The organism is Wenyingzhuangia heitensis, from assembly GCF_011762155.1.
Lineage (GTDB): Bacteria > Bacteroidota > Bacteroidia > Flavobacteriales > Flavobacteriaceae > Wenyingzhuangia > Wenyingzhuangia heitensis.
Window position 1 is genome coordinate 102909 of record NZ_JAASQL010000002.1, and the last position, 25969, is coordinate 128877.

Genomic DNA, 25969 nt, shown 5'->3' on the forward strand with positions numbered 1-25969 from the left:
AAGTTAATTTATGGAAATTTCTTCCGTAGGATAACGGTAGTTTTTATGTTTTTCTTTTTTAAAAACAGCAATTAAAATAGAAAGCATGCTTACTCTACCAATAAACATAATAACAATAAGTACAAATTTACTATAAACACTTAAGGTTGCTGTAATTCCCAAGCTTAAACCTACGGTACTGTAGGCAGAAAAGCACTCAAAAGCTACACTAAGTATATTTATTTGAGGATCGAATATAGAAATGGAAAAAATTCCAAATCCAATTACTATTATAGATAAAGAAATAATAGCAAATGCTCTACGTATAGATACTTCTGCAATTTCTCTACGGTAAATTTCTATTCTAGATTTTCCTCTGGCCAAACTAAAAAAGTTTAAAGTTGCAATGGCAAACGTATTGGTTTTAATACCACCACCTGTAGATGCTGGCGAGGCTCCAATCCACATTAGTAAAATAATTAATAAAACAGAGGAGTTTTGCAACGCTCCCATATCAATGGTGTTAAACCCTGATGTTCTAGGAGTGGTTGCAGCAAAAAGGGAAGCTATAAATTTACCTATAAATCCTTTTTGGTCGGTTAAAATATGATTGTATTCGTTTAATAAAAATAAAAGTGTTCCTACAATAGTTAAGGTAATTGTGGTAATTAATGCAATTCTACTATTTAAATTTAAAACCCAAGGTTTGTAGTTAAGGTGTGTTCTTCTAAAAAGTCTAGTAACTATAAAGTATTTAGAGTATTTAATAACATTAGCAACAATAGGAAAACCTAAACCTCCTAGCATAAAAACAGTGATAATAATAAACTGTAAGGTGTAATTGTATTTAAACCCTGTTTGGTACAAGCTGTTAGGTAAGGTAGAAAACCCCGCATTACAAAAAGCTGATATAGAGTGGAAAATAGAGAAAAACACCTCTTTAACAAAAGAGTCAAACAACAAACTATCTAGGCTAGTATAAATTAAAAATGCACCTATAGTTTCTATAATAAAAGTGATAAACAAAATTCTTTTTAAGGTTGTAAACACTTCACTCATTTTTTGAGCATTGGTCATATCTCCTAATACCAACTGGTTTTCGTAAGTAGAACCTCCTTTAAAAAAATAACTAAAATAGCTGGCAAAAGTTAAAATTCCTAAGCCTCCAATTTGAATTAAAAGTAACAGAATAATTTGGCCAAATTCTGTAAAAAAAGTTCCAGTATCTACCACAATTAATCCTGTTACACAAACAGCGCTAGTGGCTGTAAATAAAGCATCTAAAAAAGAAATACTCGTATGTGTAGCATTGGGAAGCATTAATAGTAATGCTCCTAAAAATATTAAAATTAAAAAACTGATAATAAACAATTGAGCTGGGTTTAAAAAGGCTCTTTTGTAGGTGATTTTTTTTTCTGCAAATTCCCTAATAAAGGTTAAAATAATCGCAAGTTTTATCCAAATATCATCATAAAAAATAGAGAGATGTGCATGAGATTGTTCTGAAAAAAAATGGATGTAAATAACAGATAGTATAATTAGAATACTAAATCCATCAAACAAAACAACTCTTTTGGTTAAAGATTTACTGAGCTTAAGGTAGCGAATGATGGTTGAGAATATTCCCGAACTTAAAATTAAAAAGTAAATTTCGTTAACAAATAACTGCGTTTTTATAGATTGGTTAAAACCGTAGTCGACAATTAAAACAAAGATCCCCGTCAAGCTTAATAGAAATGTAATTCTATAAATAAGAAGATGGTTTATTTTATTTAAAATTATATTTTTCAAACCATGTATTTAATAGTATAAAAGTACTACGGTTAAGCAATATAGCAAAGGCTTATTTAATTTGTTTTATCAAATCTCTATTCTGACTGCTTTCTGCACTATAAGACATTATTAAAGTCCCTTTGGTTCCATCGTTGGCAGAAATAGCAAATAATTCTGATTGGTCTGCAGGATTGGTCATTCCCTCAAACCTATATCTTTCATCAATGGTTAAATCGCTAGGCTGATATTCTTTTTTAGCATACAATGCTGTTATGGTGTCGTTTTTAGCTGTAAAACTATCTTTGTAGCCTTTTTCAGATAAATCGTTGGTTGCTTGTGATAAAGTATCGTAATCTCTTGTTTTCATGTTGTGAAATTTTATAGGTTCTTAGATACCTATAAGTTACTTAAAAACAAGGTTGTAGAAAAGTTGATTGTTATCAAGTTATTTTTTAAAATAAGCAGCTTTAAACTTGGCCAATCTTTTTTTAGATACTGCTTGTATATAAGAATTGTTAGGATTGTTTTTCTCGTAATTTTGGTGATAATCTTCTGCAAAATAAAAATGATCAATTTCTAGAATAGTCGTTACTGCTTTTCCATTGTATTGCTTGTCAATCTCTTTAAATTTATCCCAAGCAATGTTTTGTTCTTCTTTAGTGCTGTAAAAAATAATAGAACGGTAGTTTTTACCAAAATCTGGTTTTTGACCATAAGTAGTAGGATCTTGTGAGGCATAGTACACGTTAACCAAATCTTTAAAAGTTATTTTATTAGGGTTGTAATAGACAGCAACCGTTTCTGCATGACCTGTTTGGTGAATAGTTCTATAGGTAGGATTTTTGGCTGGACTACCAGCATATCCAGAAATAACCTCTGCAACACCAGGTACACTTTCGTAAATAGCTTCTACACACCAAAAACAACCACTAGCAAAATAGGCTACTTTTAAATTAGCATCTGTAGGTGCTTTAGTGGTTTGTGCAAATAGAGTGGTGGTAAACAGAAAGGCAAGTAAAAATCTCATGATTGTATTGTTTGAATGATAAGTCGTAACCAATTATGAAAGTTACAAAAACAATTGAATTTACTAAGGATAGATGTGTGTAATAAGAAAATTTGATGTGTATTTTATAACTATCAATAAAATCAATACAATGATAAAAACATTAAATAGAAATACTATTGTTTAATTGAATATTGACCTTAAATTTGTCGTAGAAATTAATACAATTAATCATTATAAAATAACAATTATGGCAACAGCAGTAGGGAAAAAATTTCCAAACATTTCAGTAAATGCAATGAATGATATGGGAGATACTTTCCAAATCAATGTGTTAGAAGAAGCAGTAAACAACAAGAAAAAAGTACTTTTATTTTGGTACCCAAAAGATTTTACTTTTGTATGTCCTACAGAATTACACGCTTTTCAGGCAGCTTTACCAGAATTTGAAAAAAGAAACACCGTGGTTATTGGAGCATCTGTAGATTCTGCTGAGGTTCACTTTGCATGGTTAAGTACAGCTAAAGATAATGGAGGAATTGAAGGAGTTACTTACCCATTGTTAGCAGATACAAACCGTAACTTATCTGAAGCTTTAGGAATCTTAGATTCTACAGAGGTTTATGATGAAGAAACACAAACTATTTCTAAAGAAGGAGATGATGTAACTTATAGAGCTACTTACTTAATTGATGAAGAAGGAACTGTATTTCACGAAGGTGTAAACCACATGCCAGTTGGACGTAACGTAAACGAATTTTTAAGATTGATTGATGCTTATGCACACGTACAATCTCACGGAGAAGTTTGTCCTGCAAACTGGGAAGAAGGTAAAGAAGCTATGCAAGCAAATGCTAAAGGTACAGCAGCTTATTTAGCAAAAAACTAAGAAATTAGTTTAAAAGTTCATATAAATTAACCGGATGCTTATTATTGATGAAATCAATCATCCGGTTTTTTAGTATCTATTAAATAAAATAATTATTTTTAAAATTTATTGATTATGAGAGAATTAACCACAGATACACTTCAAGAAGAAGTATCAAAAAATGAGTTGGTTTTTGTACAATTTTCTGCCGGATGGTGTGGAAACTGTAGAATTATGAAACCTAAATTTAAAAAGTTTTCTACAGAAGTAGAAGGAGCTGAATTTTTAGTAGTAGATGCTGAAAATAATCCAGAATCTAGAAAATTAGCAGATGTAACAAATTTACCAACTTTTGCTGTTTTTAAAAACGGAGCGTTCGTAAGTCAAGTTCAAACTAACAAAACAGATGTTTTAAAATCATTTATAGATGAAGCTGCCAGTAATTAAACACATGACTCAGTTTATTGCTGAGAACGACGTAGATTATATTCACGAAACGTTAGAAACTTTAGAAGCATTAACAGAAGTTAGTTCTTTAAAAGACGAAGAGTTAGATGTAATTGGAGAAATTATTTCTAACCTTTACGGAGCTATAGAAGTAGATAAAGAGGTTAAAAAAGGAGTTCCTCAAAAAGAAGCATTAAACGGTTTTATGAAACGTGTTTTAGGTTCTATAGATAAATAAAATTTAGTCTAGGCTAAATCAAAAGAAGATAAAACAAACAAAACATATGACTAAAGCCTATTTTAATTGGAGTTCTGGAAAAGACTCATCTTTAGCTTTGTATAAAACATTGAATCAATCTGAATACCAGGTTGATTTTTTGTTGACCAATATAAACAAAGATGTAAACCGAGTTTCTATGCACGGATTGCGAGAGGAATTGTTAGAGGCTCAAGCAGCTTCTATTGGAATTCCTTTACGTAAAATTGAGTTTTCTGGAAATGTAACCATGAAAGAATATGACAATACCATGAAAACTGCCATGGAATCTATTCTTAAAGACAATTATCAACATTGTTTTTTTGGTGATATTTTTTTAGAAGATCTAAAAGCGTATAGAGATGCCAAATTAGCTGAAGTAGGCATTACAGGTCTGTATCCATTATGGAAACAAGACACAAAAGCATTGTTGCAAGAGTTTTTAGACTTAGGTTTTAAAGCCATTACAGTTTGTGTAAACGCACAATATTTAGACAAAAGTTTTGTGGGGAGAGTTATTGATGAGCAATTTATAAAAGACTTACCTAGCAATGTAGATGTTTGTGGAGAAAATGGAGAATTTCATACGTTTGTTTTTGAGGGTCCTATTTTTAAAAATGCAGTAACATTTACCATAGGAGATAAAGTGCATAAAACATATCAACCAGCAGCTAATGATGATGATAATTGTTTTCAGAAAGACAAAGAAGTAAATTGGGATACCGGTTTTTGGTACTGTGATTTATTGCCAACTACAGCTAAACAAGACTTGTAATTATTTTTGCAACACGCTATCTTATTGATTGTCAGTTGAACTTTTTTAATTGTTAATTTGTAATTTAATAGTCGTAATTAAAGCATTATTTTACGACCTACTACCTAGCAATAATTTTTTATGGAAAGCTTACAAATACCTTATAAAGACACCGGATATTTTTCTAAAATAATGTTAGATTATTTAGAAGAAAAGGAAAGTATAAAACCGTTTTATAATCGTTTTCCCTCTATAGAAAATTTTGAAGCACAAATAGAAGAGAAATCTCAATCTTATTCTAACGCTACAAGAAAAACTTTGGTAAATGCTTTAGAAAATCAATATCAAAAAATTGATATTTCTAAAGAAACTCAGCAAAATATAGAAAATTTAGTATTGTCTACTACTTTTACCATTACTACAGGTCATCAATTAAATTTGTTTTCGGGACCTTTGTATTTTTTATACAAAATAGTATCGGTTATTAACTTGTGTAAACAATTAAAACAAACCTATCCTAAACATAATTTTGTACCTATTTATTGGATGGCCTCAGAAGATCATGATTTTGAAGAGATTCAATATTTTAATTTCAATGCCACCAAAGTTTCATGGAAAAGAGAAGCCAGTGGAGCCGTTGGTAGATTAAATACGCAGGGTTTAGATGAGGTTTATGAGCAATTTTCAGCATTATTAAACAGTAGTGATTACGCAAACGAATTAAGAGATTTGTTTAAAAAAGCTTATTTGGAGCATTCTAATTTAACAGAAGCTTCTCGTTATTTGGTAAACGCATTGTTTGGAAAATATGGTTTGGTGGTTGTTGATGGTGATGATAAAGATTTAAAATATTTGTTTAAACCCTATGCTTTACAGGAATTAGAAGAACAAACTAGTTTTAAAAACGTTACAAAAACCAATGTAGAATTAGAGAATTCGGACTACAATATTCAAGTAAATCCTAGAGAAATTAACTTGTTTTATATAGGAGATGGCTTTAGAGAACGTATTGTAAAAGAGAATAGTGTTTATAAAGTTTTAAATACCGACTTACACTTTTCATCTGCAGAAGAGCTGTTTAAGAATTCTGACAAATTAGAATTTGTATCAGGTAATGCCTTATTAAGACCTTTGTATCAAGAAGTAATTTTGCCTAATTTATGTTATATAGGAGGAGGAGGAGAGTTGGCTTATTGGATGCAATTAAAATCTACATTTGCTAGTTTTAATGTTCCATTTCCTGTTTTGTTATTACGAAATTCTGCCTTGTTGGTAAGTGAAAAACAACAACAAAAAGCAACCAAATTAGGTCTAGATTTACAAGATTTTTTTCTGTCTCAAAACGATTTGATTAAGAAAAAAGTAAACGAATTATCTACTGTTAATTTTGATTTTGAAAGTAAAAGAAATCAATTGGTAAAAACGTTTAAAGAGTTAGAAGATTTAACAAATCAAACCGATAAATCTTTTATAGGAGCAGTAAAAGCGCAGCAAGTAAAACAATTAAAAGGATTAGATATTCTAGAAAAAAGATTGTTAAAAGCAGAGAAGAAAAAGATGTACGAATTAGTTACTAGAATAGAAATTTTGCAAAATGATCTTTTCCCAAATCATTCTTTAGAAGAAAGACAGCGAAATTTTTCTGATTATTATCAAGAGTATGGGAGTAAAATTATTGATTTGCTTTTAAAAAAACTAAACCCTATACCGCTTAAGTTTACAGTTGTAAAGTTATAGTATGTTGGTTTTTAGGTATAAAAAAAGTATTAGAACTAACTAATACTTTTTTTAATATTGGATAAATGTTTTCTTTTTCACAGCAAATTTTCCCCAATTTTTTTTCGAAATAATACAATAACTTATTTTTAATAATTATTATTATATATGTTTAAGATTTTAAGTATCTTACATTAACAAAGATAAGTTTGATAACAAAAACTCACAACTGCGTTTTTACGTAGTTTTTAATTATTAATGAAAATAGATAATACTAAAGATATAGGAACCTACTCTAAAAGTTTGTTAACTAATACTCCTGTAGATCAATCTAGCGAGGTATACAAGTATTACAAAAATACTCTACCAAGTTTCCCTAATCAAGCTGTTTATATATATTCTTTTAAAGAGAATAGAATGGTTTATGCAGAAGGATGGGAAGAAATTTTAGGATACAAAGATGATGAAATAACGATGCTTACTATTGTAAGTATTACTACACCTCGTTTTCTAAAGTTTTCTGGAGAGCTAAACGATAAAGCAATGGTCTTTTTTAAAGGTATTAAAGAGGGGTTAACTGAATATAGTTTTACGTTAGAATTAGAAAAAATTCATAAAGATGGTTCTGTAGTTCCACTCTTTTCCAGAGTAGGTGTACATAAGGCTACCAACGGTCAAATTGAAGAAATTATAGGGTATTCTGAAGTTATAAAAACATTAAGGTTAGGAAATGTAATGCAGTACGCTGCTTATGGACCTCAAGTAGCTCAGTTTGAAGAAGCTTTAAATAAAGAGTTGTTCAATCATTATGCTATTTCTAGAAAAGAAAAAGAAGCTTTGGCTTTGGCAGCAAAAGGTTACGCTTTTAAAGAAATAGCAGAAGAATTAGGAGTTTCTCAATCTGCCATAGAAAAGAGAATTATTCCTATGTATAAAAGATTTGGAGTTAAAAGTTTACCTCACTTAATAGGTTTTGCTTATCAAAATAATATTTTGTAAACTTATCTTATTAATCAAGTTAGTAAGATAAGTTTACAATGTTAATGTTTTTTAACTCAACACCAATGGTGCTAAGTAATCCCGTCCATTCCTCTTTTTGATCCAATTCATTTACACCCAATACCCAAATAATATTTTTTTCTCTAAGAATTTTTCTGTTTTCTTCATTTATACTTTTAAAAGTATCTACATAATATAAAAAATCTTTGGGTTTGGTAATTTTTAATTTATCAGGATTGATGTCATCAATAACTAAAAATTTTGAATTTTGCCAATTCCATAAAGTTTCTAAGTCTTGATGAGTTTCAAAAAAATGACTATATAGCTTTGTGGCTGTTATGTAGGTACAGGCTTGTTTACACAGAGCTAATTCATTAGCAATAGCAACTCCTAAATTACATTTTCCGTCATGAACACTTCCATAAATTAAGATATGGTTTCCTTTTGCGTTTTTCTTACTTCCTGTAGATATATAATTTTTTACAATTGCTTTTTCTTCATCATCTAAAAATTCACCTTTCCATTGAGACAACCTAAATTGAAAAGGAAAATAAGCATATTGTTGATAAATTCTCATGGTATACCAATCTACAAATGGATAAAATAAAAGAGCTACTAAACCAAGATTCATCCAAATTAAAAAAGGAGTAGGTTCAGAAATTAATAAAGCTGAAAACATAGCTCCTAGTACAAAGTATAAAACATCAGTAATGGTATCGTAGATTAAATTCTTCCAGTCAGGTTTAAAAACACGATCCTTTTTAGAAGCAAATAAAGGCATTGTTAAGTTCAAAGCTTCAAAGCTAAACCAAGAAATAGCTACCCATTTACTAAATACAATAGGAGGTGTATCTCTAAATATAACACTTAAAACAATACTGGGGAATAATCCTAATGTAAAGTGTCCTAGTTGGTTAGCTAGCCAGGCATAAGTTAGACTTACACCGCGGTAAGAATCTTTTCCTAAAAAATCTATTTGAATAAGTTGTTTGATGAAAATTTTGAAATTAATCTTTGTCATAGTGAGTTAGGGGTCGTTTTATAGCTTGAATAAGTTATGTATTTATTTTATGAAATCACACAAAAAAAGCCGCCTAAAAATAGACGACTTTTTTCAACAAAAAATAAAGAAAAATTATGCAGAAGCGACTACTAACTTCTGTGCTTTATATGCTTTTATAGTTTGTAATTTCATTAAAATAGAGATGAAAAATGCAATAACAAACAAACCTGCAAAAATAACTAATGTGACATCTAGAGAACCTGTTTTTTCTTTTACAACATCATATATGGTGGGACCTACAACTCCTGCCAATCCCCAAGCAGCTAATACCATTCCGTGTATAGCTCCTAATTGTTTTGTGCCAAATAAATCACCTAAAAAAGCGGGCAATGTAGAAAAACCACCACCATACATTGTGATTACGGTAAATAGAACGATTAAAAATACACTTTCAATACCAATTTTAGGTAAAAAGTAAAATGCTAATATTTGAAAACCAAAAAAGATAATAAACGTATTTGCTCTTCCTAAATAATCTGATAAGGTAGACCATGTAATTCTTCCTAAGCCGTTAAATACACCAATAAATCCTACAATAGCTGCAGCTTGCATAGGTGTGTAGTTTAATTTTTCTTGCATCATTGGACTTGCAGCAGATATAATAGCAATACCACAAGAAATATTGATGAACATCATTACCCAGATATAATAAAATCTAGAAGTTTTTAAAGCTTCATTAGCGCTAATATTAGATAAATCTTTTTTAATTATTTTTCCTTCTCCAGGTTTGTAGCCTTCGGGAACATAGCCAACAGGAGGTCTTTCAATATAGTTTGCAGAGGATAGGATTAAGACCATATAAATAATACCTAAAATGTAAAAAGCATTAGAAACACCTACTGTTTCAAATAATTTAGCCATTACGGGTCCAAAAATTAAAGCTGCAAAACCAAAACCCATTATTGCCATACCTGTTGCCAAACCTCTTCTGTCTGGGAACCACTTAACCAAAGTACTAACAGGGGTAATGTATCCTAATCCTAAACCAATACCACCAATAATTCCGTAACAAATATAAAACAAGGTTAAAGACTCAATTTGTACAGCTAAACCAGAACCTAAAATACCAACTCCATAAAAAATACCGGCTGTAGTTCCGCTTATTTTTGGACCTACTTTTTCTACCCATCTGCCTAAAAAAGCAGCAGATAGCCCTAAAAGTAATATTGCAATTTTAAAAGCCCATTTAATAACGCTACCCTCAACACCAAAAACATCTTTAACAGGGTTTGTCATTACAGAATATGCATAGACTGATCCAATAGAAATATGTATTCCTACGGCAGAAGCAGCAATTAACCAACGGTTTTTTATTTTTTGTGATTTCATAGTTTTTATTTTAATTAATTTTAACTTCTTTAAAATACGTGCTTAAAATTTGTGCAGCTTGCGCTAATTCTTCAGGTGTATTTTCTCTAGCATCGTTTAATTCGTAAGTCCAACCTAAAGCTTCCCATTTATGAATTCCTAATTTGTGGTAAGGTTGTAATTCTATTTTTTCTATAGTTTTATAGTTTTTAAATTGTTCTCCTAAAGCATGTAGGAGCTCTGGTTTGTTGGTTATTTCTGGGATTAAAACATAGCGCAACCACATTTTTTTACCAGAATCTTCTCTATATTTTGCAAAATTAAATGAAGTTTGTGCGTTTTTTTTACCTGTAATGTATTGGTAGCCTTTTTCTGTTACATGCTTAATGTCTAACATTACTAAGTCTGTGTAATTGTCTAACACTTGCATTACTGGGTGGTTTAATACTCTTCCGTTGGTGTCTATATTGGTGTGAATATTTTCTTCTTTTAATCGTTTAAAAAAAGTAAGAATGTTTTTGGCTTGTAACATAGGTTCTCCCCCAGAAACGGTAACTCCTCCATTGTTTCCAAAATAAGATTTCATCTTAATGGCTCTTTGCACCAAATCTTCAATTTCATATTCTGTTCCTCCATGTGTGTCAATAGTATCGGGGTTGTGACAATACAAACATTTTAATTTACAACCTTGTAAAAAAATCACCATTCTAATTCCAGGACCATCATGAGTCCCAAAAGATTCAATAGAATGAACGCTTAATGTGGTTTCTGAAGTTTTAATAGGGGTCGGTTTTTAGGTTGATAAAAAGAGATTCAAAAAAATACTAGTTGTACTTTTTTAATAAAAAGTGGGCTCTAATAAAGAGTCAATTTTATTTTTTTGAATCCCTGATAATTATATATAAATAGAAAATCTTCTACATAGATTCGTGAAAAGAACGAGTAATTACTTCTAATTGTTGTTCTCTGGTTAATCTAATAAAGTTAACGGCATATCCAGATACACGAATGGTTAATTGTGGGTGATTTTCTGGGTGTTCCATTGCATCTAACAAAGTTTCTTTGTCTAAAACATTTACATTTAAATGTTGAGCTCCATGTTCAAAATAACCAGTTAGCGTTGCTGCTAAATTGTTTATTTGATCTTCTTTATTTGCTCCTAATGATTTTGGAACAATAGAAAAAGTGTTTGAAATTCCATCAAGAGAATCGTTATAATCAATTTTAGCTACTGAGTTTAAAGAAGCGATAGCTCCGTTCGTATCACGTCCGTGCATTGGATTTGCTCCTGGTGCAAACGGAACTCCTTTATCTCTACCGTCTGGTGTTGCTCCTGTTTTTTTACCATATACTACATTAGATGTAATAGTTAATACAGACATGGTTGATTCTGCATTTTTATAAACGGGTAATTTTTTTAATTCATTGTTAAAATCTTTAACCGCATTATGTGCAAAAATATCTACACGATCATCGTCATTTCCATATTTAGGAAACTCTCCTTCAATAATATAATCTACTGTTAAACCTTGGTCATTTCTAATTGGTTTTACTTTTGCATATTTAATAGCAGATAAAGAATCGGCAACAATAGATAAACCAGCAATACCATAAGCAATGTTAACGTGTGGATTGGTATCTATCAAAGCCATTTGAGCTTTTTCATAATAGTATTTATCATGCATGTAGTGAATAATATTCATAGCATCATTATATACTCCGGCTACTTGTTTCATGGCAATTTTAAAATTAGCCATTACCTTATCAAAATCTAAATATTCACAAGTGCAAGGTTCAATACCGTTTACCATTTGAGTTCCTGTAATTTCACATTTACCACCATTTATAGCCAATAACAATGTTTTTGCTAAGTTGGTACGTGCTCCAAAGAACTGAATTTGTTTCCCTATTTCTTGATATGATACACAACATGCAATTCCGTAATCATCAGATCCTCTAGAAGTACGCATTAAATCATCATTTTCAAACTGAATAGAAGAGGTGTCAATAGAAACTTTTGCACAGTATTTTTTAAAATTATCAGGTAATAATGGAGACCATAATACCGTAATGTTTGGTTCTGGTGATGGACCTAAATTGTATAATGTGTGTAAAAATCGGAAAGCTGTTTTGGTAACTTTTGTTCTACCATCATTTAACATACCACCAATAGCTTCGGTAACCCAAGTAGGGTCTCCTGCAAAAATTTCATCATATGCAGCCATACGTAAGTGACGAACCATTCTTAATTTCATCACAAATTGATCTATATATTCTTGAGCTTCTACTTCGGTAATTACTCCATTTTTTAAGTCTTCTTCTATAAAAATATCTAAAAACGTAGATACGTTTCCTAAAGACATAGCAGCACCATCTTGTTCTTTAACAGCTGCTAAATAAGCCATGTAAGTCCATTGTACAGCTTCTCTTGCATTTTGAGCAGGACGGCTTAAATCTAAATCATAATGATTCCCCATTACAATCATATCCTTTAGAGCTTTAATTTGCTCTGCAACTTCTTCTCTTAAACGAATTGTTGCATCGCACATAGGACCTGTTATGTTCTCTAAATCTAATTTTTTATCGTTAATTAATTTCTCAATTCCAAATAGAGCTACTCTTCGGTAATCTCCAATTACTCTACCACGAGCATAGTTATCAGGTAAACCTGTTAAAAAACCTAAAGATCTAAATTTTTTAATTTCAGCATTATAAGCATCAAACACACCATCGTTATGTGTTTTAACATATTTACTAAATAGGTTTTGTATGTTTTTACTAGGTTCTAAGCCATGTTCTTGTAATGCTTTTAAAACTACTTTATAACCTCCAAAAGGTTTCATAGCTCTTTTTAGTAATTCGTCTGTCTGTAAACCTACAATTACTTCATTTTCTTTATCAATATATCCCGCTTTAAAGTTAGCAATTCCAGATATAGTTTCGGTATCTATAGAACGTACACCGTTATTTTGTCTTTCCTCTTGGGTAGCAATTTTACAAACTTCCCATAGTTTTTTTGTTTTCTTACTCGGTTCAACTAAAAATTCATCAGTTCCATAATAAGGAGTAATGTTTTTGTATACAAATTCTTTTACACTGACGACATTTTTGTCTAGACTTGGTTTTACTTCTAAAGTTTTCATAGTATATATAATTAGTTGATTTCTATACATCAAATATAATAACTATTAGTTTAATAAAATACCTTTTTATCTTTTAATATTGAATTTTTACTAAAATATCAATGTTTTTGAGTCTTATATTATTGATTGTTGATAGATAGCAGTTTTTAATGAGTTATTTTTTAAAAACAACATTTATTATTGATTATTTATAACAATAGGTTATTTTTTGTTTATTTGGAATAAATAAAAATAACTTATATTTGTTGTTTATATTCATAAAAATTAAAAGAATGAACACACCAATTGGATTGTTTTTTGGATCAGATACGGGAATTACCGAAGAGCTTACACAAGATATTGTAGATGCTTTTGATGATGTTGAAGTGAAAGAAATATCAGAGGCATCGGCCAGTGATTTTGATCAATTTAGTTTTATCCTTTTAGGTTTATCTACTTGGTACGATGGAGATTTACAAAGCGATTGGGAAACCTTTTTTGATGAGTTTAAAACCATTGACTTTACAGGAAAAAAAGTGGCTATATATGGTTTAGGAGATCAAATAGGTTATGCAGAGTATTTTATTGATGGAGTAGGGATGTTGGCTGAAGTAATTTTAGAAAACGGAGGAGAGGTTATTGGTAAGTGGCCTGTAGAAGGGTATAGACACACAGAGTCTAAAGCAATAATTCCTAACGATAAAGATTATTTTTATGGTTTGGCTCTAGACAATGATAATGAGTCTGATTTAAATGAGGAAAGAATAGAAAAGTGGATTGCAATTGTAAAGCAGGCTATCTAATTTAGTGTGTTGGTATAGAAAAATAAAAGGTTGTGCCCTTGTTCATTTCACTTTCTACCCATAATTTACCTTTGTGTTTAAGGATCATTTCTTTGGTAACGCACAAGCCTAAACCTGATCCTGTTTCTCCGTTGGTTCCAACGGTACTATGGTTAGATTTAGGATTGACAAGTATTGTTTTTTTTCTTTTTTCAGGAATACCAACTCCATAATCCGCAATAGAAAATATAGTTTCAGTATCTTGATTTTTAACATCAATCTTTATAGTGCTGTTATTGTAAGAAAATTTAATTGCGTTGCTTAGTATGTTTCGCAATGCAATTCCTAAGGCATTTTCATTAAAACTAATTTTTAATGTTGCATTAACGTTTAAAATTATAAGAATATTTTTTTTAATAGCACTTGCTTGTAATTGTTGGGTTATTTTTTGAATGAAACTTAAAACATTTAGTGGTGTTTGATTGTATCTTATTGAAGCTGTGTTAGAAGCCCAATCAATCAAATCATTTGTCATTGTGTAGGCTGTTTTAGCTGAGTTCTTTATGATATGGGCATATTCTTCGGCAGTTTCAAAATCTTTGTTTTTAAGACTGTTTATTAATAATTCAGAAAAACCGATCAATGCATTAAAAGGAGTTTTTAAATCGTGAGCAATAATTCCTAAAATTCTTAATTTATTTCTGTTGGCTTCTTTTAGTTCAGTATTAGAATTGATAATATTTGTTATGTCCGAAAAAATAGCAATTGCAGCAATAATTTTATTGTTTTTAGAAATGGGGTGTGTGTAGGTTAAAGCCCATTTTTTGACAGAGTTATCAAACTCTACTAAAACTTGTTCTCCACAAACAAATTCACCTGTTGTTAGAGATCTAACAATTGGCATTTCGTCAAAACTATATAATTTCCCGTTAGGGTAATATGCCTTACAAGATTCTATCTTCATCTTGTTTGTTAGGGGGGCTTTGTCTCCTGTAAAATTCCAAGCAGCTTTATTTGCATATACAATTTCGACTTTTGGGGCGGTGGCGATAATTATTGCAGTAGGTGACTGTTCTATAATTGCATTATGAATAAAATCAGAATTTAGAAGATTTTGGATATTATTTGTTTCCATCATCTTTCTTTTATATTAAAAATATAATTTACTTACTTATGTGTCTGTAATTTAGCTTTTTATTTTTGGAAACAGATTATTTTAAACCAAAAAAAAGCCTATCAAATTAATGATAGGCTTTTAATTAAACTTTATAGTAAAGGAATCAAATTAGATAACTTGTACGTTTACTGCGTTTAATCCTTTACGACCTTCTTCAACGTCATAAGAAACTTTGTCTCCTTCTGCAATTTCATCAGTTAATCCGTTAATGTGAACAAACACATCTCTACTTCCATCTTCTGGAGTGATAAAACCATAACCTTTTGAATCGTTGAAAAACTTTACTGTACCGTTACTCATAATAATAAATGTATATTTTTAAAGACCGCAAGGTAGTTTAAATTAATTATTCAATACTATAAAATCTTATTTATTTTAAAATATAATTATTTGATAGTCATATGGTTGTTAAGACAACCTACTTTTATAATCGTTATAATTGAATTTACGTAGCGTTTTAAGGGTTTGTTCCTTTGTCCAAATGCAAATATCAGGATGTTTTACACCGTTAAACAGAGTTGTTTTTACCATTGTATAATGAATCATATCTTTAAATATAACAACATCTCCTACATTTAACGGAGTTTCAAAAGCATATTCTTCCATAAAATCTCCTGCCAAACAACTTGTTCCCCCCAATCGATAAACATATTTACTGTTTTCTGTTGGATAAGAAGCTCCTTCAACTTTAGGTCTGTAAGGCATTTCTAAAGTATCTGGCATGTGAGCTGTAAAAGAAATATCTAACAAAGCAGTGGTAACTCCTCTACTAGGTACAATATCTAATACCTGAGAGGTTAACACTCCTGTTTCCCATGCAAAAGCACTACCTGGCTCTAATAAAATATGAATGTTGTATTTTTCTTTAAATGCTCTTAATAGGTTGATTAAATGTTCTGTGTCATAGCCTTTACGAGTCATTAAATGACCACCACCCATATTGATCCATTTGATTTGATGTAAATAGTCACCAAAACGTGTTTCTAATGCAAGTAGCGTTTTTTCTAAACTATAAGAGTCAGACTCACACAACACATGGAAATGTAATCCTTCTACACCTTTAGGTAAAACTTGGGGCATAAAATCTTTTAAGACTCCTAATCTAGATTTTGGAGAACTAGGATTGTATAAATCTACCTCCACGTCACTTTGTTCTGGATTGATTCTGATTCCGCAAGAAATTTTATGACCAGCCGTTAAAGTTTGTTCATAATATTTGTTGAACTGTGCTACAGAGTTGAATACAATATGTGAACTGTAACTCATCAATTCCGCAAACTCCTCAGGAACATAGGCAGCAGCATAAGTATGTGCTTTGGTTTTCATTTCTTCAAAACACAAACGAGCTTCGTATAAAGAGCTTGCGGTTGCTCCTTTAATATATTCACGAACAATAGGAAAAGCTCCCCACATGGCAAAGCCTTTAAAAGCCAATATAATTTCTATTCCAGCCCTATCTTGTACATCTTTTATCAAAGCTAAATTGTTACGTAACAATTGCTCATCTAGTACATATGCAGAGTTGGGGATTTTGTTGTAATCTATCATAAAATTAAAAAAGGTAGTAAGTATCTGTTTAAAGAAGTACTTACTACCTATATATTATAGTGTGTTGAATACTTATTATAATTCTAAATCACCGTTAATTTCTTCTTGCCAAGGCAAACCGTATTGACCAATCAATTCCATAAATGGGTCTGGATTGAATTCTTCTACATTGTAAACTCCTGGTTTTCTCCATTTACCGGTTAAAAACATCATAGCTCCTAACATAGCAGGTACTCCGGTAGTAAATGATACTCCTTGTGAAGAAGTTTCTTCAAAAGCATCTTGATGTTTACAGTTGTTCCAAACGTAATAGGTTTTTTCTTGTCCGTCTTTAATACCTTTAATTCTACAACCAATAGAAGTTTCTCCTGTATAACCATCCGCCAATTCTTCTGGTTTAGGTAAGGTTTCTTTTAAAAACTGTAAAGGAACAATTTCTACTCCTTTATATAGAATAGGCTCAATACTAGCCATACCAATGTTCTGAATGACACGTAAGTGTGTTAAATATTCATCACCAAAAGTCATCCAGAAACGAGCACGTTTTAAGGTTGGAAAGTTTTTAACCAATGATTCTAATTCCTCATGATAAATAACATAAGAATTTTTAGGACCAATGTTTGGATAATTCAACGCTTGTTTAATTTCATGCGGCTGTGTTTCTACCCACTGTCCATTTTCCCAATAACGTCCTTTTTGAGTTACCTCACGGATGTTAATCTCAGGATTAAAGTTGGTCGCAAATGCTTTACCATGATCTCCTGCATTACAATCTACAATATCTAAATAATGAATTTCATCAAAGTGATGTTTTGCAGCATAAGCAGTATATATACTAGTTACACCAGGGTCAAAACCACAACCTAAAATAGCTGTTAATCCCTTTTCTTTAAACTTCTCCTGATAAGCCCACTGCCAGCTATACTCAAACTTAGCCTCATCTTTAGGCTCATAGTTCGCAGTATCTAAATAGTTAACACCTGTTTCTAAACAAGCATCCATAATGGTTAAATCCTGATAAGGCAATGCAACGTTGATTACTAATTCAGGTTGAAACTCATTAAATAACGCAACCAATTCTGGTACGCTATCAGCATCCACTTGTGCGGTTTGTATTGTTCTGTTCTTAATTAAAGCAGCAATTGCATCACATTTAGATTTTGTTCTGCTTGCTAACATAATTTCAGAAAAAACTTCTGGAGAAGCAGCACACTTTTGTGCAACAACGCTACCAACTCCACCAGCACCAATGATTAAAACTTTAGACATTTTTAATGTTGTTAAATTGATTTATAATTTTGCGCAAATGTAATTTTTTTTTCAAACTACGCTTAAAAATAGTCATTTTTTTTTGATGAAAAAACGATTGTTATTTTATTGATAATCAATTGATAATTACTTTAACTGAATAGTTAATTTTTTGTTTCTTTTTTGATAAGTATAAACAGTGTAATCACACAAAAATAAAGCAATGTATTTTGCAATATAAACACCAATTAATAACGGGATAAAAAGAGCAAAACCATTGTCTACAATATTACACGTTAAAAATAATGCTGTTAAAGGTGCGTGTATTGCAGCACTTAGCATAGCGGCAGCTCCTATTAAGGCAAAGTTTAAAACAATTAATTGGCTGTTAAAAAAATGGTTGCAAAATAAGGCAACAAATATTCCTAAAACAGCACCTGTTACAATGCTAGGTGCAAAAACACCACCATCACCACCAGCACCTAAAGTTAAAGAAGCTACAATGGGTTTAAAAAAAACAAAGGCAATTAAGGATAGCATAAAACCAACCGATAGAGTTTTGTATTCTTGATGGGTTAATAGTTCTGGAATTGCATGATAGCTATCTCCATAAAAAGCAGGGAATATAAAAATAGCCAATCCTAATAATAGGGCTCCTGTGTTTACTCGAATAAAATTGTTTTTTATTTTTTCAAATTTAGCTTTGATAAAAATGACAGATTTGGTAAAAAACACAGCAATGATAGCCGCTATAATACTCAATAAAATCATATAAGGGATAGCTTGGTAATTCCATGTAAATACTTCAAAATTAAAAAGTTTTTGACGATCAAATAAGGCAACAAATATTTGTGCGATTGAAATAGAAATGGCACAACTTAAAAATAAGGTTTTATTTATTTTGCGTGAAATTACTTCTATAGCAAATAAAAATCCTGCAATAGGACTTCCAAATAAAGTTGTAATACCCGCTGCAACACCTGCACAAATTAATTCAGTTTTATAAGCATTGGCTACTTTCTCTTTTTTGTAAATAGTACTGCCAACTGCTGCCGTTGCAACTACGGTAGAAACCTCTATTCCTGTAGATCCTCCAAATACTACGGTTAAAAATCCATTTATATAATGTGAGGGTATTTTGTAAAAAGGGAGTTCGTCTTTTCTGTCTTCAAGGGTGTTAAAAATCTCTTTGATTCCTTTGTTTTGTTTTCCTTTAAAAAAATATTTTCTAATAAAGTAAATAAGAGTAATTCCTATAGAGGGTAGAAAAAAATATAAAAAAGAAATGTGTTCTGTTTTTTCAATTATATTTTCTTCAAAATATGCGGTTCCCTTTTTTAGGGTAATCCCTAATAGTGTTGCTAGTATACCTACCCAAAAAGAGTTTAGAATTAAGTTGTAATATCCTTTTCTAATGACTTTTTTTCTCATAATTAAAATAAAATTTTAAGGCTGTAAAGGTATAAGAATTAAAGAATATTAGATAGATATAGTAAAAACTTATATAGTAATATGTAGATTGTTTTAACTGAATTTGGTGTGTTTAAAACGGTTAATACAAGCTTGTTTAGGACTATGTTTTACATTAGATAAGCTCAGTATAAAACTTTCTTGTCAGTCTCTGAGCCTATCTAAGATTAGTTTTTGAAGGAGAAATTAATCAATATATCTTTTGGTTAGATCTCCATAAGCATCAATTCTACGATCTCTAAAGAAAGGCCAAATTCTTCTAACATCTTCTGTTTTTTGCTTGTCAATAGTAATTACTTTATTTATTTCATCTTTTTGATTTGCTTCCCAAAGAATTTCTCCTTGTGGCCCTGTTATAAAACTAGTTCCCCAAAACTCAATTCCTTTGGTAACGTTGGTCCAATCTTTTTCAAAACCAACACGATTCACAGAAATCACAGGCAATCCGTTGGCAACAGAGTGTCCTCTTTGAGAAATCATCCAAGCATCACGTTGACGAGTTTTTTCTTCATCAGTATCAGTACTTTCGTAACCAATAGCGGTTGGGTAAATTAAAACTTCGGCACCTGCCATTGCCATTAATCTAGCAGCTTCTGGATACCATTGATCCCAACAAATTAAAACACCTAATTTACCTACAGATGTTTGTATAGGGGTAAAGCCTAAATCGCCAGGAGTAAAGTAAAATTTTTCGTAATAAGCAGGATCGTCCGGAATGTGCATTTTTCTATATCTACCAGCTTCTGTACCATCTTTTTCAAAAACTACAGCTGTATTATGGTAAATTCCAGGAGCTCTTTTTTCGAACAAAGAGGTTACTAAAACAATATTTAATTCTTTAGCAATAGCAGAAAATTGATTGTAAGAAGAACCAGGAAAAGGTTCTGCCCATTCAAACATTTCTACTTCTTCGGCTTGACAGAAATATATACCTGTGTGTAATTCTTGTAAAACGACTAATTCAGCACCGTTTTTAACACATTGCTTAATTCCTGCAATAGATTTATTGATATTATCTTGTTTGTTTGTTGTGCAAGATTGTTGAACAATTCCAACGTTTAATTTACTCATGATGATATGTTAAATACTAAAATAAAAATACTAAGAAATATTTAATTTTACTTGTTTTGGGTACTGCATACTAATGCAATGTAAAGACCCGTGTTGATCTATTAATGGCTTACAATCTAATCCAATTACTTTTCTAGTTGGAAAAATAGATTGAATAATAGCTAAAGCTTCTTTGTCTTGTGAAACGTTATAGGTAGGAACTAAGACTCCTCCATTTACGATTAAAAAGTTAGCATAGGTTGCGGGTATACGGTCTCCATCACTATCAAAACAAGCATCTGGCCAAGGCAGAGCAATTAATTGATAAGGTTGGTTATTTGCATTGGTGAATGTTTTTAATTGAGTCTCCATTTTTTGCAAAGCTTCAAAATGCTGGTCATTTTGGTCATCGCATTTCACGTAAGCAATAGTGTTTGGATCACATAATCTTGCCAAGGTATCAATATGAGAATCAGTGTCGTCTCCAGCCAAATATCCATGATCTAACCATAGAATTTTTTTGAGTCCTAAAGTTTGTTTTAAAAAAGTTTCAATTTGATTTTTATCAAGGTTTGGATTACGAAATTTAGACAATAAGCATTCGCTTGTTGTTAACAATGTTCCTTCTCCGTCAGATTCTATAGCTCCACCTTCTAAAACAAAATCGAGAGATTGAATCGTTAATTTATTAAAAACAGAATTAGCTAAATTTTGTGTGATTTTGTTGTCTAAATCGGCTCTGAACTTTTGTCCCCAACCGTTAAATGTAAAATCTAACAAGGTAGGTTTATCATCTTCTAAAATAGTAATAGCAGCATGATCTCTTGCCCAAGTATCATTAGACATAATTTCTGCAAAATGAATAGGATATGTTGTCTTTTTATAAAAATGTTTTTGAACAATTTTAGTGTCAAAACAACCTACCAGAACAGGTTGAAAATTAGCTGTAGCTTCAATAATATTTATAAAACAAATAACTACTTTGTTGTACATATAAGCCCAGTCACTCTCTGGGTGTGGAAAGGTAAATTGTACAAAACTTTGTGGTTCCCATTCGGCAGGAAACCGTTTGTTTTTTAGCATGATTTAAAATGAATAATAACCGAGCAAATGTAATTGTTTTTACTAATGATTATTTATTTTTTACATAAATAAGTTTGTGTCTGCTTTTAGGAGTTTCTCGTCTCTCAATTTCAAACTCATCAATAGCATCCATCATTGGAGTCAGTTTTTCAAAACCATAGTTTCTAGAATCAAAACTGGGTCTTTTTTTCTGAATTAAACTTCCTACATCTCCTAAGAAAGCCCAACCATCATCATCAGAAACATCAGAAATAGTACTCTTTATCAATTTGATGATTTTTGGAGTAATAACTTCGTGTTCTTCTTTGTTGCTTTTTGTATTGTTGGTTTCTTTTTTGTCTTTTCTTAAAACTTCTATATAAATAAATTTATCACAGGCAACAATAAACGGAGTGGGGGTCTTTTTTTCACCAATTCCTATTACCAACATAGCTGCTTCTCTAAGTCTGGTTGCTAATTTTGTAAAGTCACTATCGCTAGAAACCAAACAAAATCCATCTACTTTTTCAGAATATAGAATGTCCATAGCATCAATAATCATGGCAGAATCTGTTGCGTTTTTACCAGAAGTATATGCGTATTGTTGAATAGGAGTAATCGCATTTTCTAGTAATACTTCTTTCCAGCTACCTAAATTTGGTTTGGTCCAATCTCCATAAATTCTTTTAATAGTGGGGTTTCCGTACTTGGCCATTTCCTCCATCATTTCTTTAATAGGTGCAGATGGAATATTGTCTCCATCAATTAGTACAGCAAGATTTAAGCTCATTTTTTTTAAGGTTTAATTTTTATGAATTTAAGGATAATCAACGAAAAATAATAACGATTAGGGTTGATTCTTATCAAATAAAAAAGGCTACACAAAAATGTATAGCCTTTAAAATATGTGAGATAAAAAAGTTTATTCTAAACTTCCTAAATATCTTTCAGCATCTAAGGCAGCCATACAGCCTGTACCTGCAGCGGTAACAGCTTGTCTGTATTCGTGATCTTGAACATCACCGGCAGCAAAAACTCCAGGCTTGTTTGTTTTGGTAGATTTTCCTTTGGTTACTAAATATCCAGTTTCGTCCATTTCTAACTGACCGTTAAAAATATCTGTATTTGGAGTGTGACCAATGGCAATAAACACACCTGTAACTTCAATTTCGTGTTTGTTTTGTGTTTGGTTGTTTACCACTCTAACTCCTTCTACAACATTGTCTCCTAAAACTTCGTCTAATTCTGAATTGTATAAAACTTCAATGTTTTCGGTTTTTTCTACTCTATGAATCATGGCTTTAGAGGCTCTCATGTGATCTTTTCTAACCAACATAGTAACTTTGTTACAAATATTGGCTAAGTAAGTAGCTTCTTCTGCAGCGGTATCTCCAGCTCCAACTACAATTACATCTTGTTTGCGGTAAAAGAAACCATCACAAGTAGCACAAGCAGAAACTCCACCACCTTTTAAACGTTCTTCACTTTCTAAACCTAAATATTTTGCAGTAGCACCTGTGGTAATAATTACAGTTTCAGCTTCAATTTCTTTGGTTCCATCAATGGTAATTTTGTGAATTCCACCAACTTTATCACTAAAGTTAACTTCTGTAGCCAAACCAAAGCGAACTTCTGTTCCAAAACGCTCTGCTTGTTTCTTTAAATCTTCCATCATGGCAGTACCATCTGTACCTTCTGGGTACCCTGGAAAATTATCAACTTCGGTAGTTGTTGTTAATTGTCCCCCCATTTGCATACCTGTATACATTACGGGTTTTAAATCTGCTCTAGATGCATATATAGCGGCAGTATATCCTGCAGGACCTGATCCAATGATCAAGCATTTAATTCTTTCAATAGTTTCTGACATATTCCTATGAGTTTTAGAATTTATGAGTCGCTAAAATAATTTATTTTTACAGGTATTTGCATGGAATGTTTATAACTTTTAATAATCCTTTTATTGATTAAATTTATAGGAATAATGATGTTATAAGCTTCCAGAATATTCATTTCTTTTGTTGATAAATAATTCTATTTTTACAGAAATGTTAAAAAAACATTAAGCAGTTGTTTTTCTGTGATCATTTGTTAAATTAATTTATGTCATCATCTTTAAAATTATTTGATTTAGTTATTGTGATTCCATCATATAACGAATCTAAATCTCTTCGTAAAAAAAAGTTCTTTTCTTTTTTAAAGAATCATCCTGATGTTGCTATTTGTTTTGTGAATGATGGATCTACAGACAATACTTTAGAGATTTTAAATAAGTATCAACTTAAAAACCCTTCTCAAATTTTTGTTTTTGATTGTGTGAAAAATCAAGGAAAGGCAGGTGCTACATTAATGGGGATGAATTATTGTGCTAAAAATTTAGAATATACTAAAATAGCCTATTTAGATGCTGATTTGGCAACTCCCTTAAAAGAATGTTATCGAATAAGTAACAAGTTAAAAGGAAAATTAAGTTTTGTTTTTGGTTCCAGAATAAAAAAATTAGGCTCTAGAATAGAACGTAGTTATTTTCGTTTTTTTACAGGTAGAGTTATTGCAACTTTTATATCTAATGTATTAAAATTAGGAGTTTACGACACCCAGTGTGGAATTAAAGTGTTTACAAAAGAGCTAGGAATTAAAGTATTTAACAAGCCTTTTATTTCTAAATGGTTGTTTGATGTAGAAATATTTTTTAGAATTATTAAAATATATAGTAGAGAACAAGCTGTAGAAAAAATGAAAGAAATTCCGTTAAATAAATGGATAGATAAAGGGGATTCTAAAGTGAAGATGAGTTACTTTTTTAAGCTTTGGGTAGATTTATTAAAAATTAATAACGCTTATAAAAAGATATAAATAGATGGGGACTTTTATAAAAAAAAATGCTTTAATGTTATCTGTTTTTGCATTGGTTTTGTTGCGTGCTATAGTAGATGCTTGGTTACCGTTGTTAGATAAAACTGAGGCAAGGTATGCAGAAATAGCAAGAATAATGTATGAAACAGGTAATTGGGTTACTCCACAAATAGATTACGGAGTTCCTTTTTGGGCAAAACCCCCTATGTCTACATGGATTTCGGCTTTAAGTTTTCAGGTGTTTGGAGTAAATGAATTTGCGGCAAGATTCCCTTCTCTTTTAATACACATACTATTAATAGTTTTTGTAGCAAAAGCGTTAAAATATACAAAACAACAAGGTTTTTTATTGGCTTTGGTGTTATTAACTATTCCAGAATATTACATTCATAGTGGTGTGGTGTCTACGGATTCTTCTTTATTAGTTGGGATCACTTTTATAATGATTGGTTTTTGGAAATCTATTCAGGCTGAAAATAATACGATAATTTGGAAGCTGGTAAGTTGGTTAGGTGTTGCTATAGGCTTGTTGTCTAAAGGACCTATTGTTTTAGTATTAACCGTTCCTCCATTATTTATTTGGGCTTGCTTTTATAAGGGTAAATTGGTTGAGTTTTTTAAAAAAGCATTATGGGTTCCTGGTTTGTTATTGGCTTTTGTAATTTCTTTTAGTTGGTATTATTTGGCTGAGATTAGTACTCCTGGTTTTATAGATTACTTTTTTGTAGGAGAACATTACAAACGTTTTTTTGAATCTGGTTGGAAAGGAGATAAATATGGATTTGCCAAACAACAACCTAAAGGAATGATTTGGATATTTTTAATCTTATTTTCTATGCCTTGGATTCAGTTTGTTATAACCAAAGTAATACAAAAAAAGAAAGAGGTTTTTAAAAATGAATGGGTTACCTTTTTATGGCTTTGGATGCTTTGGACTCCTTTCTTTTTTACGGTTTCTAAAAGTTTAATACATACGTACACATTGCCTTGTACTATCCCTTTAGGATTGTTAGTATTTCATTATTTTGAAAGTTTTAAAAAACACAAAAGTTGGTTTGTTACAGCGGCTGTTGTTCCAATAGCTTTAGTAATTGGATTTATAGGAATGAATACTTTATACACAGATAGAAATTGGCAAAATACAGACAAGCATTTGTTAAACAATATAGAAGATAAGTCACTCTCTATTTATGCTTGGGAGTTTAAGTCTTATTCTTCTCAATTTTATACAAACGGAGCTATTAAAATTGTTAAAGATAAAGATGCTTTAGAGTTACTTATTAAAAAAGGAACCCCTTTTTATTTGTTATCTAGAAACTCTCATTATAAATCAATACCAGTTGTGTTAAAAGAAAAATTAAATTATGTAGGCAAGAATAAAAAATCTCAACTGTTTGAGTTTCATAAATAAAAAAATCCAGTTACGTAGTAACTGGATTTTTTTATTATTTAAATTGTCTTTTTTGATGCGCTAATTCTTGTTAT

Annotated in this window: 25 protein-coding genes; 9 read left to right on the forward strand and 16 right to left on the reverse strand. The window is 30.9% G+C overall.

Annotation, left to right across the window (positions count from 1 at the left end):
* Window positions 1–3: 3 nt before the first annotated feature.
* From FHR24_RS09085 to msrA, 3 genes are all read right to left on the reverse strand, one after another.
* Window positions 4–1770: a TrkH family potassium uptake protein gene (locus tag FHR24_RS09085; protein ID WP_208412321.1), complete on the reverse strand. Its 1767-nt coding sequence runs from the start codon at window positions 1768–1770 to the stop codon at window positions 4–6.
* Between the two features lie 52 nt (window positions 1771–1822).
* Window positions 1823–2119, reverse strand: a complete 297-nt coding sequence (locus tag FHR24_RS09090) for a phosphoribosylpyrophosphate synthetase (protein WP_167187291.1) — start codon at window positions 2117–2119, stop codon at window positions 1823–1825.
* Window positions 2120–2197: 78 nt separating this feature from the next.
* On the reverse strand, window positions 2198–2779 hold the full coding sequence (gene msrA / locus FHR24_RS09095; protein WP_167187294.1) for a peptide-methionine (S)-S-oxide reductase MsrA: 582 nt from the start codon (window positions 2777–2779) through the stop codon (window positions 2198–2200).
* A gap of 229 nt (window positions 2780–3008) precedes the next feature.
* Here msrA and FHR24_RS09100 point away from each other — a divergent pair, with 229 nt between their 5' ends.
* The 6 genes from FHR24_RS09100 to FHR24_RS09125 all read left to right on the forward strand — a co-directional run bounded on the left by FHR24_RS09100 (window position 3009) and on the right by FHR24_RS09125 (window position 7798).
* Window positions 3009–3647 (forward strand): peroxiredoxin, encoded by a 639-nt coding sequence (locus FHR24_RS09100; RefSeq protein ID WP_167187297.1) that lies wholly within the window; start codon window positions 3009–3011, stop codon window positions 3645–3647.
* A 114-nt stretch (window positions 3648–3761) separates the two neighbouring features.
* Entirely contained in the window at window positions 3762–4073 is a 312-nt protein-coding gene (locus FHR24_RS09105; protein ID WP_167187300.1) for a thioredoxin family protein, read from the forward strand.
* Complete coding sequence (locus FHR24_RS09110; protein ID WP_167187302.1) at window positions 4054–4311, forward strand: DUF6952 family protein; 258 nt, start codon at window positions 4054–4056, stop codon at window positions 4309–4311. Before FHR24_RS09105 ends, FHR24_RS09110 begins: the two co-directional genes overlap by 20 nt.
* A gap of 46 nt (window positions 4312–4357) precedes the next feature.
* Window positions 4358–5104 carry a Dph6-related ATP pyrophosphatase gene (locus FHR24_RS09115; protein ID WP_167187305.1) on the forward strand — a complete coding sequence of 249 codons (747 nt, stop codon included), beginning with the start codon at window positions 4358–4360 and terminating at the stop codon, window positions 5102–5104.
* A 120-nt stretch (window positions 5105–5224) separates the two neighbouring features.
* Window positions 5225–6820 carry a bacillithiol biosynthesis cysteine-adding enzyme BshC gene (gene bshC / locus FHR24_RS09120; RefSeq protein WP_167187308.1) on the forward strand — a complete coding sequence of 532 codons (1596 nt, stop codon included), beginning with the start codon at window positions 5225–5227 and terminating at the stop codon, window positions 6818–6820.
* Window positions 6821–7057: 237 nt separating this feature from the next.
* Window positions 7058–7798: a LuxR C-terminal-related transcriptional regulator gene (locus FHR24_RS09125; protein ID WP_167187311.1), complete on the forward strand. Its 741-nt coding sequence runs from the start codon at window positions 7058–7060 to the stop codon at window positions 7796–7798.
* A gap of 19 nt (window positions 7799–7817) precedes the next feature.
* Here the strand turns inward: FHR24_RS09125 and FHR24_RS09130 are convergent, their stop codons facing one another.
* The 4 genes from FHR24_RS09130 to pflB form a co-directional block, all read right to left on the reverse strand.
* Window positions 7818–8819 carry a P-loop NTPase family protein gene (locus FHR24_RS09130; protein WP_167187314.1) on the reverse strand — a complete coding sequence of 334 codons (1002 nt, stop codon included), beginning with the start codon at window positions 8817–8819 and terminating at the stop codon, window positions 7818–7820.
* 114 nt (window positions 8820–8933) lie between these two features.
* The gene (locus FHR24_RS09135) at window positions 8934–10190 is read right to left on the reverse strand and encodes an L-lactate MFS transporter (RefSeq protein WP_167187317.1); all 1257 of its coding nucleotides are present in this window, start codon (window positions 10188–10190) and stop codon (window positions 8934–8936) included.
* Window positions 10191–10200: 10 nt separating this feature from the next.
* Window positions 10201–10950, reverse strand: a complete 750-nt coding sequence (gene pflA / locus FHR24_RS09140) for a pyruvate formate-lyase-activating protein (RefSeq protein ID WP_167188298.1) — start codon at window positions 10948–10950, stop codon at window positions 10201–10203.
* Between the two features lie 136 nt (window positions 10951–11086).
* On the reverse strand, window positions 11087–13312 hold the full coding sequence (pflB, locus tag FHR24_RS09145) for a formate C-acetyltransferase (RefSeq protein WP_167187320.1): 2226 nt from the start codon (window positions 13310–13312) through the stop codon (window positions 11087–11089).
* Between the two features lie 272 nt (window positions 13313–13584).
* Between pflB and FHR24_RS09150 the strand changes: the two genes are divergently transcribed.
* The gene (locus tag FHR24_RS09150; protein WP_167187323.1) at window positions 13585–14094 is read left to right on the forward strand and encodes a flavodoxin; all 510 of its coding nucleotides are present in this window, start codon (window positions 13585–13587) and stop codon (window positions 14092–14094) included.
* Between the two features lies 1 nt (window position 14095).
* Here the strand turns inward: FHR24_RS09150 and FHR24_RS09155 are convergent, their stop codons facing one another.
* The 9 genes from FHR24_RS09155 to trxB form a co-directional block, all read right to left on the reverse strand.
* Window positions 14096–15208 (reverse strand): PAS domain-containing sensor histidine kinase, encoded by a 1113-nt coding sequence (locus FHR24_RS09155; protein WP_167187326.1) that lies wholly within the window; start codon window positions 15206–15208, stop codon window positions 14096–14098.
* A 150-nt stretch (window positions 15209–15358) separates the two neighbouring features.
* On the reverse strand, window positions 15359–15550 hold the full coding sequence (locus FHR24_RS09160) for a cold-shock protein (protein WP_167187329.1): 192 nt from the start codon (window positions 15548–15550) through the stop codon (window positions 15359–15361).
* A 108-nt stretch (window positions 15551–15658) separates the two neighbouring features.
* Entirely contained in the window at window positions 15659–16798 is a 1140-nt protein-coding gene (gene nspC, locus FHR24_RS09165; RefSeq protein WP_167187332.1) for a carboxynorspermidine decarboxylase, read from the reverse strand.
* 75 nt (window positions 16799–16873) lie between these two features.
* A complete protein-coding gene (locus FHR24_RS09170) occupies window positions 16874–18067 on the reverse strand; it encodes a saccharopine dehydrogenase family protein (RefSeq protein WP_167187334.1) in 1194 nt (397 codons plus the stop codon).
* A gap of 126 nt (window positions 18068–18193) precedes the next feature.
* Complete coding sequence (locus FHR24_RS09175; protein WP_208412322.1) at window positions 18194–19477, reverse strand: chloride channel protein; 1284 nt, start codon at window positions 19475–19477, stop codon at window positions 18194–18196.
* A 225-nt stretch (window positions 19478–19702) separates the two neighbouring features.
* The gene (locus FHR24_RS09180; protein WP_167187337.1) at window positions 19703–20587 is read right to left on the reverse strand and encodes a carbon-nitrogen hydrolase; all 885 of its coding nucleotides are present in this window, start codon (window positions 20585–20587) and stop codon (window positions 19703–19705) included.
* A gap of 30 nt (window positions 20588–20617) precedes the next feature.
* On the reverse strand, window positions 20618–21649 hold the full coding sequence (locus FHR24_RS09185; RefSeq protein ID WP_167187340.1) for an agmatine deiminase family protein: 1032 nt from the start codon (window positions 21647–21649) through the stop codon (window positions 20618–20620).
* A 49-nt stretch (window positions 21650–21698) separates the two neighbouring features.
* Entirely contained in the window at window positions 21699–22418 is a 720-nt protein-coding gene (locus FHR24_RS09190) for an NYN domain-containing protein (protein ID WP_167187343.1), read from the reverse strand.
* A 132-nt stretch (window positions 22419–22550) separates the two neighbouring features.
* Window positions 22551–23498: a thioredoxin-disulfide reductase gene (gene trxB / locus FHR24_RS09195; protein WP_167187346.1), complete on the reverse strand. Its 948-nt coding sequence runs from the start codon at window positions 23496–23498 to the stop codon at window positions 22551–22553.
* 233 nt (window positions 23499–23731) lie between these two features.
* Here trxB and FHR24_RS09200 point away from each other — a divergent pair, with 233 nt between their 5' ends.
* Window positions 23732–24484: a glycosyltransferase gene (locus tag FHR24_RS09200; RefSeq protein ID WP_167187349.1), complete on the forward strand. Its 753-nt coding sequence runs from the start codon at window positions 23732–23734 to the stop codon at window positions 24482–24484.
* A gap of 4 nt (window positions 24485–24488) precedes the next feature.
* On the forward strand, window positions 24489–25895 hold the full coding sequence (locus FHR24_RS09205) for an ArnT family glycosyltransferase (protein WP_167187353.1): 1407 nt from the start codon (window positions 24489–24491) through the stop codon (window positions 25893–25895).
* Window positions 25896–25969: the final 74 nt, after the last annotated feature.

Bases quoted from the DNA above. Each gene is read 5' to 3' on its own strand.
- FHR24_RS09090 (WP_167187291.1), bottom strand. From the start codon at position 2,119: ATGAAAACAAGAGATTACGATACTTTATCACAAGCAACCAACGATTTA.
- msrA (WP_167187294.1), bottom strand. From the start codon at position 2,779: ATGAGATTTTTACTTGCCTTTCTGTTTACCACCACTCTATTTGCACAA.
- FHR24_RS09100 (WP_167187297.1), top strand. From the start codon at position 3,009: ATGGCAACAGCAGTAGGGAAAAAATTTCCAAACATTTCAGTAAATGCA.
- FHR24_RS09105 (WP_167187300.1), top strand. From the start codon at position 3,762: ATGAGAGAATTAACCACAGATACACTTCAAGAAGAAGTATCAAAAAAT.
- FHR24_RS09110 (WP_167187302.1), top strand. From the start codon at position 4,054: ATGAAGCTGCCAGTAATTAAACACATGACTCAGTTTATTGCTGAGAAC.
- FHR24_RS09115 (WP_167187305.1), top strand. From the start codon at position 4,358: ATGACTAAAGCCTATTTTAATTGGAGTTCTGGAAAAGACTCATCTTTA.
- bshC (WP_167187308.1), top strand. From the start codon at position 5,225: ATGGAAAGCTTACAAATACCTTATAAAGACACCGGATATTTTTCTAAA.
- FHR24_RS09125 (WP_167187311.1), top strand. From the start codon at position 7,058: ATGAAAATAGATAATACTAAAGATATAGGAACCTACTCTAAAAGTTTG.
- FHR24_RS09130 (WP_167187314.1), bottom strand. From the start codon at position 8,819: ATGACAAAGATTAATTTCAAAATTTTCATCAAACAACTTATTCAAATA.
- FHR24_RS09135 (WP_167187317.1), bottom strand. From the start codon at position 10,190: ATGAAATCACAAAAAATAAAAAACCGTTGGTTAATTGCTGCTTCTGCC.
- pflB (WP_167187320.1), bottom strand. From the start codon at position 13,312: ATGAAAACTTTAGAAGTAAAACCAAGTCTAGACAAAAATGTCGTCAGT.
- FHR24_RS09150 (WP_167187323.1), top strand. From the start codon at position 13,585: ATGAACACACCAATTGGATTGTTTTTTGGATCAGATACGGGAATTACC.
- FHR24_RS09155 (WP_167187326.1), bottom strand. From the start codon at position 15,208: ATGGAAACAAATAATATCCAAAATCTTCTAAATTCTGATTTTATTCAT.
- FHR24_RS09160 (WP_167187329.1), bottom strand. From the start codon at position 15,550: ATGAGTAACGGTACAGTAAAGTTTTTCAACGATTCAAAAGGTTATGGT.
- nspC (WP_167187332.1), bottom strand. From the start codon at position 16,798: ATGATAGATTACAACAAAATCCCCAACTCTGCATATGTACTAGATGAG.
- FHR24_RS09170 (WP_167187334.1), bottom strand. From the start codon at position 18,067: ATGTCTAAAGTTTTAATCATTGGTGCTGGTGGAGTTGGTAGCGTTGTT.
- FHR24_RS09175 (WP_208412322.1), bottom strand. From the start codon at position 19,477: ATGAGAAAAAAAGTCATTAGAAAAGGATATTACAACTTAATTCTAAAC.
- FHR24_RS09180 (WP_167187337.1), bottom strand. From the start codon at position 20,587: ATGAGTAAATTAAACGTTGGAATTGTTCAACAATCTTGCACAACAAAC.
- FHR24_RS09185 (WP_167187340.1), bottom strand. From the start codon at position 21,649: ATGCTAAAAAACAAACGGTTTCCTGCCGAATGGGAACCACAAAGTTTT.
- FHR24_RS09190 (WP_167187343.1), bottom strand. From the start codon at position 22,418: ATGAGCTTAAATCTTGCTGTACTAATTGATGGAGACAATATTCCATCT.
- trxB (WP_167187346.1), bottom strand. From the start codon at position 23,498: ATGTCAGAAACTATTGAAAGAATTAAATGCTTGATCATTGGATCAGGT.
- FHR24_RS09200 (WP_167187349.1), top strand. From the start codon at position 23,732: ATGTCATCATCTTTAAAATTATTTGATTTAGTTATTGTGATTCCATCA.
- FHR24_RS09205 (WP_167187353.1), top strand. From the start codon at position 24,489: ATGGGGACTTTTATAAAAAAAAATGCTTTAATGTTATCTGTTTTTGCA.